Below are 11,489 nucleotides of genomic sequence, written 5' to 3' on the forward strand. Positions count from 1 at the left end.
TCATCGGCGAGCGCAAGGAGCCGGGGTTCCCCCCGTACCTTCGGCTCGGCGCACCGGCGCGGGTGGGGCACGTTCCCCCGGTCCCACCCGCGCCCTCTCTCTTCCTCCGAGCCGCCTTCTCCACGTCACCGGTTCACGGGTTCAGGGGTTCACCGTTTCACCGGTCACCAGTAGACGACGACCTTGTCGCCGACCTTCACCTGGTCGAACAGCGCCGACAGCTTCGCCTTGTCCCGGACGTTGACGCAGCCGTGCGAGGCCCCCGCGTAGCCGCGGGCCGCGAAGTCCCTCGAGTAGTGCACCGCCTGGCCGCGGCTGAAGAACATCGCGTACGGCATCGGCGTGTGGTAGATCGTCGAGGTCCACTCGCGCGCCTTCCACTCCACCTTGAACAGGCCCTCACGGGTCGGCGTGTTCTCCGAGCCGAAGCGCACGTCCATCGACGACACGACCTTGCCGTCGATCATCCAGGCCAGCGTCCTGGTCTCCTTGCTGATGCACATCACCCGGCCGGTCATGCAGCGCGGGTCGGGCGCGTCCAGCTTGTTGGTGGTCGACGGCTTCAGCTCCTCCGCGGTCGGCTTCCGCGTGACGGAGAGCAGCGTCCGCCAGGTCGTCTCGTCGACCGAGCCGGTCTCCGGCAGCCCCCGCCGCGCCTGGAACCTCTTCACCGAGGCCGTCGTCAGCGTCCCGTAGAAGCCGGTGGGCGCCCGGTCGAAGAAGCCGAGCTGCCGCAGTCGCGCCTGGAGCTCGCGCACCTGCGCGCTCTCGTCGCCGTCGCCCATCAGGTACTCGCGCTTCGGCTTGCCGGTGGTCGCGCTCGCCGACGGCGTGGGCGACGACGGCTTGTCGTCGGACGTCGCGCTCGCGCTCGCCGACGGGCTGGGCGTGGCGGAGGCGGACGGGGAGGAGGTGGTCGGCGCCTGGCTGACCGTGCCCTTCCCCTTGTCCTTGCCCTGATCCGTACCCGGACCCGAACCGTCGGGCGTGCAGCCGGTGGCCAGTGCCACCACCACGGCGACGGCCGTGCCGGCCAGGATTCCTCTGTTCATGACGGACGACGAACGCTTCATCAATGCCCCCCCGGGACGACGTGTGTACACAAGGGATGGATTCCCGGCCGCGCGCGGTTGCGCACGTGACCGAATCGAGACGGGCATGCTGTGAGGAAGGTCCCAGCGGGCTGCCCTCCTCCCTGTCGTACGGGCGGGGCTACAGTCCGTCGCGAGGGTCCGTACCACTGGGTAGCGGTAGCGGTAGCGGTAGCGGTAGCGGTAGCGGCAGCGGGAAGCAGCGGAGGCACAGCACATGGCGCGCGAGTCGGAGTCGGGACTGCCCATCGAACCGGTCTACGGACCGGACGCCCTGGAGGGCTGGGACCCGGCCGAGAAGCTGGGCGAGCCCGGCGCGTACCCGTTCACCCGCGGTGTGTACCCGTCGATGTACACCGGCCGGCCGTGGACCATGCGCCAGTACGCCGGCTTCGGCACCGCCGTGGAGTCCAACGCCCGCTACAAGCAGCTCATCGACAACGGCACCATGGGCCTCTCCGTCGCCTTCGACCTGCCGACCCAGATGGGCCACGACTCCGACGCGCCCATCGCGCACGGCGAGGTCGGCAAGGTCGGCGTCGCCATCGACTCGATCGAGGACATGCGGGTGCTGTTCGACGGCATCCCGCTGGACAAGGTCTCCACGTCGATGACCATCAACGCCCCCGCCTCGCTCCTGCTGCTGCTCTACCAGCTCGTCGGCGAGGAGCAGGGCGTGCCGGCCGACAAGCTGACCGGCACGATCCAGAACGACGTGCTCAAGGAGTACATCGCCCGCGGCACCTACATCTTCCCGCCGCAGCCCTCGCTGCGGCTGATCGCGGACATCTTCAAGTACTGCAAGGCCGAGATCCCGAAGTGGAACACCATCTCGATCTCCGGCTACCACATGGCCGAGGCCGGCGCCTCGCCCGCGCAGGAGATCGCCTTCACGCTCGCCGACGGCATCGAGTACGTCCGCACCGCGGTCGCCGCCGGCATGGACGTCGACGACTTCGCGCCCCGGCTCTCCTTCTTCTTCGTGGCGCGCACCACGATCCTGGAGGAGGTCGCCAAGTTCCGGGCGGCCCGCCGGATCTGGGCGCGGGTCATGAAGGAGGAGTTCGGCGCCAAGAACCCCAAGTCGCTGATGCTCCGCTTCCACACCCAGACCGCGGGCGTGCAGCTCACCGCGCAGCAGCCCGAGGTCAACCTGGTCCGCGTCGCCGTCCAGGGCCTCGCGGCCGTCCTCGGCGGCACCCAGTCGCTGCACACCAACTCCTTCGACGAGGCCATCGCGCTCCCGACCGACAAGTCGGCCCGGCTCGCGCTGCGCACCCAGCAGGTCCTCGCGTACGAGACGGACGTCACCGCCACCGTCGACCCGTTCGCCGGCTCGTACGTCGTCGAGAAGATGACCGACGACGTCGAGGCCGCGGCGGTCGCGCTGATGGCGAAGGTCGAGGAGCTCGGCGGCGCGGTGCACGCCATCGAGCGCGGCTTCCAGAAGAACGAGATCGAGCGCTCCGCGTACCGCATCGCGCAGGAGACCGACTCCGGCGAGCGCGTCGTCGTCGGCGTCAACCGCTACACGGTCGACGTCGAGGAGCCCTACGAGCCGCTGCGCGTCGACCCGGCGATCGAGGCCCAGCAGGCCGAGCGCCTCGCCCGGCTGCGCGCCGAGCGCGACCAGGCGGCGGTGGACGCGGCGCTCGCGGAGCTGAAGAAGGCGGCGGAGGGGACGGACAACGTCCTGTACCCGATGAAGGCGGCGCTGAAGGCGCGGGCGACGGTGGGCGAGGTGTGCAACGCGCTGCGCGAGGTGTGGGGCACCTACGTCCCGACCGACGCGTTCTGATCCGTCCTGATCCGTCCTGAGCCGTCCTGAGCCGTCCTTGTCGGTTCCGCCCCGTTCGGACTGGTTCCATCTGTTGAAATTTAAAGCGGAGTGTCGTACCGGTGTGCGACACTCCGCTTCATGCTGGGTGTCACCGATCTGCCGACCTATCTCGCCGGGCTCGTCCTCATCATCCTTCTCCCGGGGCCGAACTCGCTGTACGTGCTGTCCGTCGCCGCCCGCAAGGGCACCCGGACCGGATACAAGGCCGCGGCCGGCGTGTTCACCGGCGACACGGTCCTGATGACCCTCGCCGCCCTCGGCGCGGCCTCGCTGCTCCAGACCACGCCGCTGCTCTTCATGATCGTGAAGTACGCGGGCGCCGGCTACCTGGCCTGGATGGCGTACGGGATGCTGCGCGCCGCCCGCGAGATGTGGCGCGCGCGGCACGAGACGGTGACCGACGAGCCCGCCGCGCAGGAGACCGGCTCCGTGGAGCACCCGTACCGCCGGGCGCTGATCATCAGCCTCTTCAACCCCAAGGCGATCCTCTTCCTGATCTCCTTCTTCGTGCAGTTCGTGGACCCCTCCTACGCCTACCCGGCGCTGTCCTTCCTGGTCCTCGGCACCCTGCTGCAGCTCGGCAGTTTCCTCTACCTCACCACCCTCATCTTCAGCGGCACCCGCCTCGCCGCCGCCTTCCGCCGCCGCAAGCGCCTCTCGGCCGGTGCCACCACCGCCGCCGGCGCCCTCTTCCTCGGCTTCGCCGCGAAGCTCTCGCTGGCGAGCGCTTGACCCTGACACGGGAGTGCCCGGCGGACGAGTCCCGCTGGGTGACCGAACTCCAGGAGCCGGTCACCCGCGCCTGAGGCGCCGCGCGCCTGAGGCCCTCCGCGCGGTCGCCCGGCGGGGACCGCCCCGGCCTGGCCCGGCCGTCAGCCCAGGGCCCGTCGCTTCAGCTTCAGGGCGCGGCGGGCGAGGCGGCGCAGGCCGGGGTGGCGGGGGACGGGGAGGCCGCCGGGGAGGCCGAGTGAGGTGAGGCGGCGGCGGGTGAAGTGGTGCCGGGTGTCGGCGGCGAGCGGTCCCGACAGATGGCGTACGGCCGCGTCCCGCAGGTCCGGCCGGATCCTCGGCTGCATCACGAAGCCGACCGCCGCCACCAGGTCCTGGAGTGCGGCCCCGGCAAGGGGCGACCGGCCGCCCGGCTCCTCCAGGTCGGGGACGAGGGCGTCGACGAGGGCCACGGGCACCCGGTTGCTGTTCTGGTACGGCGTGAGCCGGGCGAGCAGCGGCCGGGTGCCGACCTTCGCGGTCTCGATCCCGTAGAAGGCGCTCGCGGTGAACAGCGCCGTGGAGAAGCAGCCGACCACGAGCGCGGGCCGCAGCTCCCGGTAGAGCACCTCGGCGAGCACCGGGCGGTCCTCGACGGTCAGTTCGGCGCCGAGCGACTCGGCCTCCCTGACCAGCGCCCGGGACCAGGCGTCGGGTGCCGTCGGGTGCGGCTTGAAGACGAGCCGGCGGTGGCCGCGGGCGACCGCGCCGCGGACCATGCGCAGGTGCAGTTCGCCCTCCTCCTCGGCGGTGAGGAGGGAGAGCGCGGCCAGGTACTGCCCGAGCAGCAGCGCCGGGGCCGGTCCCGAGGAGGTCTCGGCGGCCGCGGGCTCCCCGGCGCCCGCCAGCTCCTCCACCACCTTGGTGAACGCCTCCGTCGGCACGGTCTCGGCGACCGCCCCGAACTCGGCGAGCAGCAGCGGCGCGAGCCCGGGCAGCAGGTCCAGGTGGAGCAGCCGCCGCACCCGCTCGCCGACCAGCGGGTCGATCTTGTTGCGGGTCGGGCCGTAGCTCATCAGGCCGTCCGCGTAGACGGTGACGGACGCGTCCGGGAAGAGCTGGGCGATCGTGAGCGCGGGGGCGACCTGGAGGGACTCCACGGCGAGCTCGATCCGGTCGGTGCCGAGCCCCCACAGCAGCCGCAGATGCCGCTGGAGCATCGGCAGGTCGTCCGGGCGGGGCCGCCAGCCGCCCGGGTGGAGCGGTTCGATCGTCGCGTTCCAGTCCAGGACCTCGTCGAACCGGCCGCGCAGCCGCTCGAAGCCGGGCATCCGGTCGAGCGGGGTGGTGGTCTCGGGCACGGCCGCGTTGGTGGAGACCAGGAGCACCCGCCGGTCGGCCGGCCCGAAGCAGCCGCTGTCGAGGGCGGCGGCCAGGGTGGCGGCGCCGTAGAGGGTCGAGGCGTAGAAGATCTGCGTGGTCTTGGCGGTGCTGCGCACGGGGGTGGTGCTCATGCGGCGTTCGTCTCCAGGGGGGCCGGTGCGGGGGCGGGGCGGCGGCGCTTGAGCCGGCGCAGCGGGGCCGCCCGGTCCTCGCCCATCGCCGTCAGGGCCTCGGCGAGGACGTCCTGCGGCATCCTGCGCAGCGCGCCCGCGCTCATCGCCCGCAATTTCCGGCCCACTTCGGGTTCGAATTTCGCCATGGTGTTGAGGTGGTGGGAAATCACCGCGCAATACGTGCGAACGGCCTTGGGGAGCAGCCGGTCCGCTTCCGGATCCCGCCGCGTTTCCTCGATCACCTGGTCGAATGCGCGAATGAAATCGAGCTGCCGGACATCGCCGATCTGGGTGAGTGAGGTGGCCACCCCGCGCCGGTAGAAGATGCCGAGTTCGCCGCTGACGGCGAAGGATTCCGCCTCGCGGTGCAGCCGCCAGATCCACGGCCGGTCCTCCGCGGTGCGCAGGCCGTGCGTGAAGTGCAGCAGTCCGCGGTCGAGCAGCCGCCGGTGGTAGAGCCCGGCCCACGCGTACGGGTAGTCCACGGAGGTGGTGCGGTCGGCCGGCAGGATCGCGTCGCGCGGCCGCAGGACCTCGCCGCGCCGCCCGACCGGCACCCGCCGCACGGACCGGGTCCGGCCGGTCACCCGGACGTGGTCGGTGCGCAGGAAGTCGCAGTCCAGTTCGTCCATGGTGGCGACGAGCCGCGCGTAGAAGCCGGGGGACAGCCAGTCGTCACCGTCGAGAAAGGCCAGGTAGGAGCCCCGGGCCGCGTCGAGACCGGTGTTGCGGGCGGTGGCGAGGCCCTCGTTGCGCTCGTGCCGGATCAGCCGCGCCCCCGGGATCTCGCGCTCGGCGCGCGCCAGGATCTCCGCGGTCCCGTCCGTCGAACAGTCGTCGACGAGAAGGAACTCGAAGTCCTCGCGGGCGTTCGCGCGCAGGCTTCTGAGGGCGTCGGGGGCGTATGTCTGCACGTTGTAGAACGGCACGACGACGGAGAGCTTGACCACGCACCGGACGCTAGGCGCCGCCCCGGCATTCGTTCTGACCGATGAGGGGACACCCGGTGAACACGAAGCGGCGGACCCCTTAACCGGCCCGGTCCCGGGCCCCTTTCTGTCCGTTTCCAGTGAGGCGTCTTGGCGCTGTTAACCATTTGTTGTGGCTCAGTTGGGCCGCGAATCCCCCGCCCCTCCTAGCGTCCTCGACGTGCCATCACGTACCGAACGAGCGGTGCGCGTCGCCGTTCTCGCCGACTCCGACACCCGGTGGAAATGGGGCGTGCTCACCGCACGCAGAATCTCTCCCGAGAAGTCCCGCGAGACCTCTGCCGGGACCTCTGCCGAGACTTCTCCCGAATCCGCTGCCGTCACCGGCTTCGTCCTGCGCGGCCGCGCCACCCCCACCACCCGCCAGCTCGCCGAGACCGGGGTGTCCGACACCGCCCCGCGCGAGGGGACGGGCGCGGAGTTCCTGCGTGAGGTACGGGACGCGGGCGCACGCGGCGAGGGATACGACGTGATCGTGCTCGCCCTCGTCGGCGGGACCGTCCGCGCCGTCCTCCAGGGCCTCGCCGAACTCGGCCTGGAGCGCCGCCCGGTGATCGTCACCGGCTATGTCGGCGTGGTCTACGAGAAGCTCGCCGACGGCCTGCTGCTGCGCCACGGCGCCGATGTCGTGCTCGCCAACTCCCGCCACGACGCGGAGCGTTTCCGCGCCGTGTACGAGGGCGTCGGCGCCGACCCGCACGCGGTCGTCGAGGCTGCCCTGCCCTTCCTGGGCGGCGCCCCGCACAAGCCCGAGCCCGGCCGCGACACCCTGGTCTTCGCCGCGCAGCCCTCCGTGCCCGTCACGAAGGCCGAACGCGTCTACGTGCTGCGCCGGCTGGTCGAGCACGCCCGGCTGCACCCGGGCCGCGAGGTGCTGCTCAAGCTGCGCTCCAAGCCCGGCGAACACACCACGCACCTGGAGGAGTTCCCGTACCAGCGACTGGTGCGCGACCTTCCCGACGGACAGGTGCCGGCCAACTTCCGCCTCGTGTACGGGCACATGGGCGAGGTCCTCGACCGCACCGACCTGCTGGTCACCGTCTCCTCCACGGCCGCCCTCGAAGCGCTGCACCGGCGGATCCCCACCGCGGTCCTCACCGACCTCGGCGTGCGCGAGGTCCTCGGCAACCACCACTTCATCGGCTCCGGCCTGCTCACCTCCTTCGACGCGCTCGACAAGGGCGCCGCGCCCGAGCCCGACGAGGAGTGGCTGGGGCGGCAGGGCGTCGGGGTCGGGGGTTCGTACGAGAGGGCCTTCGACGCCGCCCGGGCGCGCGTCGCCGAGCTGCTCGCCGGCCCGGCGCTGCCGCCGATCGCCCCGTACTACACGGAGGCGACCGCCGGCGGCTACCTGCCCGGCATCCTCGCCCGCCACCGCCTCGACGTGACCGCCCCCGAGCCCCGCGAGAGCGGCGTACGCCGCATCGTCCGCGAGGCGGCGCGCGGCGCGTACCGCCACGGGGTGCAGCGCGTGGCCCCTGTGATCCGACGCCTGGGAGAACTGTGATGACCGTTCCCACCGTGCTCGCCGTCATCCCCGCGCGGGGCGGCTCCAAGGGGGTACCCGGCAAGAACCTCTCCCCGGTCGCCGGAATCCCGCTGGTCGGGCGCGCCGTCCGGGCCTGCCTCGGCGCCCCCGCCGTCACCGACGTCGTCGTCTCCACCGACGACTCCGGCATCGCGGACGCCGCCCGCGCGTTCGGCGCGGAGGCGGTGCGCCGGCCCGCCGAGCTGTCCGGCGACACCGCGAGCAGCGAGTCGGCCGTGCTGCACGCCATGGACGCCTTCGAGGCGACCCACGGCCGCGCCGCCGACGTCGTGCTGCTCGTCCAGTGCACCAGCCCGTTCCTCGGCGCCGACGAGGTCGACGAGACCGCGCGCCGGATCACCGAGGGCGTCGCCGACACCGCGTTCACGGCCGCCCCCAGCCACGGCTTCCTCTGGCGCGAGACCGAGGGCGGCGCCACGGGCGTCAACCACGACAAGGCGCACCGGCCGCGCCGCCAGGACCGGGAGCCGGAGTACCTGGAGACCGGCGCCGTCTACGCGATGGCCGCCGACGGCTTCCGTACCCACCGGCACCGCTTCTTCGGCCGCACCGAACTCGTCGTCACCGACCCGGCGCGCGTCCTGGAGATCGACGACCCGCACGACCTGGCCCGGGCCCGCGCGCTCGCCCCGCTGCTCGACACGCCCGTCACGCCGACGGTCGCCGACGTCGACGCGGTCGTCCTCGACTTCGACGGCACCCAGACCGACGACCGCGTGCACATCGACGCGGACGGACGGGAGTTCGTCTCCGTGCACCGCGGCGACGGCCTCGGCATCGCGGCCCTGCGCAAGGCCGGCGTCCCGCTGCTCATCCTGTCGTCCGAGCAGAACCCGGTCGTCGCGGCCCGCGCCCGCAAGCTCAGGATCCCCGTGCTGCACGGCGTGGACCGCAAGGACCTCGCCCTCAAGCAGTGGTGCGACGAGCAGGGCGTGGACCCGCAGCGCGTGCTCTACGCCGGCAACGACGTCAACGACCTGCCCTGCTTCCACCTCGTCGGCTGGCCCGTCGCGGTGGGCAGCGCCCACGACTCCGTACGGGCCGCGGCCCGCGCGGTCACGGACACCCCCGGCGGCTCCGGAGCGATCCGCGAGATCGCCTCCTGGCTCCTCGGACCCGAGCTCACCATCCCCGAGCCCCGCACCCCCTGAGCCCCGCACCCCCTGAGCCCCGCACCCCTCTGAGCCCCGCACCCCCTGAGCCCTCTGGGCCCTACACCCCAACGCATAAGGAACCACCATCATGAGCAACCGCCTCCGCACCCTCGGCAGCAAGACCGCCGGCCCGGGCCGGCCCGTCTACATCACCGGCGAGATCGGCATCAACCACAACGGCGACCTGAACAACGCCTTCGCGCTCATCGACGCGGCCGCCGAGGCCGGCTGCGACGCCGTCAAGTTCCAGAAGCGCACGCCCGAGATCTGCACCCCGCGCGACCAGTGGGACATCGAGCGCGACACGCCCTGGGGCCGGATGACGTACATCGACTACCGCCACCGCGTCGAGTTCGGCGAGGACGAGTACCGCGCGATCGACGAGCACTGCAAGAAGCGCGGCATCGACTGGTTCGCCTCGCCGTGGGACACCGAGGCCGTCGCCTTCCTGGAGAAGTTCGACGTCCCCGCCCACAAGGTGGCCTCCGCCTCGCTCACCGACGACGAGCTGCTGCGCGAGCTGCGCGCCACCGGCCGCACGGTGATCCTCTCCACCGGCATGTCCACGCCGAAGCAGATCCGCCACGCGGTGGAGGTCCTGGGCAGCGACAACATCCTGCTCTGCCACGCCACCTCCACCTACCCGGCCAAGGCCGAGGAGCTCAACCTGCGCGTCATCCAGACGCTGCAGGAGGAGTACCCGAACGTCCCGATCGGCTACTCCGGCCACGAGACCGGCCTCCAGACCACGCTCGCCGCGGTCGCCCTCGGCGCCACGTTCGTCGAGCGCCACATCACCCTCGACCGCGCCATGTGGGGCTCCGACCAGGCCGCCTCCGTCGAGCCGCAGGGCCTGCAGCGCCTGGTCCGCGACATCCGCACGATCGAGACCGCGCTCGGCGACGGCGTGAAGAAGGTCTACGAGTCGGAGCTCGGCCCGATGAAGAAGCTCCGCCGCGTCCAGGGGCTCGTCTCCGCATGACCGGCCAGCTGGCGTTCGTCGAGAGCCCGGTCCAGCTTCTGAACGTCCTGGAATGGGCCCACACCACCGCCCTCCGGGACCCCCGCCCCCGCCTCCACTCCGTCCCCCGCCAGCCGAACCGGCGGGGGAGCGGGGCGGCGGGCACCGCGCGAGGCGCGACGACCCCCGCTGCCGCCACGCAGGCGTCGCCCACCGCCGCGCCCGGCACGGCCGGCACCGGGAGGTCCGGCCCGACGGCCGCGGACACGGGCACGACCGACGCCTCCGGCGCGGCGACGAACGCCGGCGGATCGACCACCCGCCCTGCGGCCGGGGCCCCGGCCTGCGGCCCGGTGGGTGCCGGTGACGTGCTCGGCGAGGCCGACACGTCCGGATCGGGCATCGGCCGTGCGCCCGGCACGGGAACCGCCGCGGCCTCCGGCCCCGCGACGCCCGCAGGTGCGGGCAGCGCCGCCGCCCCCGCCGCGGGCGGCGAGCCCGGCACCTCTCACGCCGCCTCGGCGCCCGGCCCCGAGGCCACGGGCGTGGGCCGTCTGCCCGCGCAGGCCGAGGCCCACGACGCCGCACACAGCCCCGCCCCCGCCGCCGAAGGCGGCCCCGGCGGCGCCGGCGGCGTCACCCGCCCCTCCCTCGCCGGTCTCCGCCTCACCGTCGTCGTCCTCTCGCCCACCGACCCCATGTCCCGCGGCCAGCTGCGCCGGATGGCGCAGATCGCGCGGGACGAGGGCGTGACGGTGAAGTGGCAGGACGCCCGGCAGGGGAAGGGGGCGGTGATACGGACGCTGCGGGAGCTCGCGGGGCCGTTGCGGGCGGCGGAGCGGGTGATCGTCGGGGATCCGTTCTCGCGCTATGTGCAGCTGTTGCTCGGGCTGTACGGGCCCCGCAACGTCACCGTCGTCGACGACGGCACCGCCACCATGGAGTTCGCCGCCCAACTCGCGCGCGGCGAGCGCCTGGTGCGCTGGCACCGGCGGGGGAGCCGCGGGCCGCGGGAGCTGGTGCTCGCGCCGGTGACGAAGATGGCGCGCCGCAAGCTCGCCCCCGGCCGCCGCCGCACCGTGGAGATCTTCACCTCGCTGCCGGTCGAGCCGCCGCCCGGCACCACCGTCACCGTCAACGACTTCGCGTGGACGAAGGCCGCCTTCGGCCCGCCCAGGATCACCCGCGGCGCCGACCTCGTCGGCACCTCCCTCGTCGAGACGGGCGTGATCGACGCCGACGAGTACCTCCGGGCCGTCGCCGCCCTGGCCCGCACCCACGGCGCCACCCGCTACTTCGCGCACCGTCGCGAAGCCACCGACAAGCTGCACCGCATCGCGGTCGAGACCGGCCTCGAAGTGGTCCGTCCCGATCTGCCGCTGGAGCTGATCGCCCGCCGTGGCCCGATCGGCCGCACCGTCCTCAGCTTTCCGTCCACGGTCGTGCACACGCTGCCACTGGCGCTCGCCGGCACCGGAGTGAAGGTCGCCGTGTGCGAGATCGCGCCCGAGTGGATCAAGGAGAACGCCTCTCCGCGCGCCCAGGGCTTCCTGGCCGGCGTGGCCGGCAGCGCGACGCGCACCGAGAGGCTCGAATTCGGCTGAGCTTACCCACACGGGGGGACCCCCATGCACGGAGAAC

The 11,489-nt window shown here is 72.7% G+C and carries 9 protein-coding genes; 6 read left to right on the forward strand and 3 right to left on the reverse strand.

What is annotated here, in order from left to right; genetic code table 11:
* Positions 1–164: 164 nt before the first annotated feature.
* Positions 165–1,052: a peptidoglycan-binding protein gene (locus ACIRSU_RS24390; protein WP_403795772.1), complete on the reverse strand. Its 888-nt coding sequence runs from the start codon at positions 1,050–1,052 to the stop codon at positions 165–167.
* Between the two features lie 256 nt (positions 1,053–1,308).
* On the opposite strand from ACIRSU_RS24390, the gene ACIRSU_RS24395 reads away from it, so the two are divergent.
* Both ACIRSU_RS24395 and leuE read left to right on the forward strand, forming a co-directional pair.
* Complete coding sequence (locus ACIRSU_RS24395; RefSeq protein ID WP_403795775.1) at positions 1,309–2,889, forward strand: methylmalonyl-CoA mutase; 1,581 nt, start codon at positions 1,309–1,311, stop codon at positions 2,887–2,889.
* Between the two features lie 120 nt (positions 2,890–3,009).
* The gene (leuE, locus tag ACIRSU_RS24400; protein WP_403795777.1) at positions 3,010–3,663 is read left to right on the forward strand and encodes a leucine efflux protein LeuE; all 654 of its coding nucleotides are present in this window, start codon (positions 3,010–3,012) and stop codon (positions 3,661–3,663) included.
* A gap of 140 nt (positions 3,664–3,803) precedes the next feature.
* On the opposite strand, the gene ACIRSU_RS24405 is transcribed toward leuE, so the two are convergent.
* Together ACIRSU_RS24405 and ACIRSU_RS24410 are read right to left on the reverse strand one after the other, a co-directional pair.
* Complete coding sequence (locus ACIRSU_RS24405; RefSeq protein ID WP_403795779.1) at positions 3,804–5,153, reverse strand: polysialyltransferase family glycosyltransferase; 1,350 nt, start codon at positions 5,151–5,153, stop codon at positions 3,804–3,806.
* Positions 5,150–6,145, reverse strand: coding sequence for a glycosyltransferase family 2 protein (locus ACIRSU_RS24410; protein ID WP_403795782.1), 996 nt, complete (start codon positions 6,143–6,145; stop codon positions 5,150–5,152). Before ACIRSU_RS24410 ends, ACIRSU_RS24405 begins: the two co-directional genes overlap by 4 nt.
* 199 nt (positions 6,146–6,344) lie before the next feature.
* On the opposite strand from ACIRSU_RS24410, the gene ACIRSU_RS24415 reads away from it, so the two are divergent.
* The 4 genes from ACIRSU_RS24415 to ACIRSU_RS24430 all read left to right on the forward strand — a co-directional run bounded on the left by ACIRSU_RS24415 (position 6,345) and on the right by ACIRSU_RS24430 (position 11,452).
* Positions 6,345–7,691 carry a DUF6716 putative glycosyltransferase gene (locus ACIRSU_RS24415; RefSeq protein ID WP_403795784.1) on the forward strand — a complete coding sequence of 449 codons (1,347 nt, stop codon included), beginning with the start codon at positions 6,345–6,347 and terminating at the stop codon, positions 7,689–7,691.
* The gene (locus ACIRSU_RS24420; protein WP_403795787.1) at positions 7,691–8,884 is read left to right on the forward strand and encodes a cytidylyltransferase domain-containing protein; all 1,194 of its coding nucleotides are present in this window, start codon (positions 7,691–7,693) and stop codon (positions 8,882–8,884) included. The genes ACIRSU_RS24415 and ACIRSU_RS24420 overlap by 1 nt, the downstream gene beginning before the upstream one ends.
* A 91-nt stretch (positions 8,885–8,975) precedes the next feature.
* Entirely contained in the window at positions 8,976–9,869 is an 894-nt protein-coding gene (locus ACIRSU_RS24425) for an N-acetylneuraminate synthase family protein (protein WP_403795790.1), read from the forward strand.
* Between the two features lie 524 nt (positions 9,870–10,393).
* Complete coding sequence (locus ACIRSU_RS24430) at positions 10,394–11,452, forward strand: hypothetical protein (protein ID WP_403796470.1); 1,059 nt, start codon at positions 10,394–10,396, stop codon at positions 11,450–11,452.
* Positions 11,453–11,489: the final 37 nt, after the last annotated feature.

This window comes from Streptomyces sp. NPDC101160, assembly GCF_044768205.1.
GTDB lineage: Bacteria > Actinomycetota > Actinomycetes > Streptomycetales > Streptomycetaceae > Streptomyces.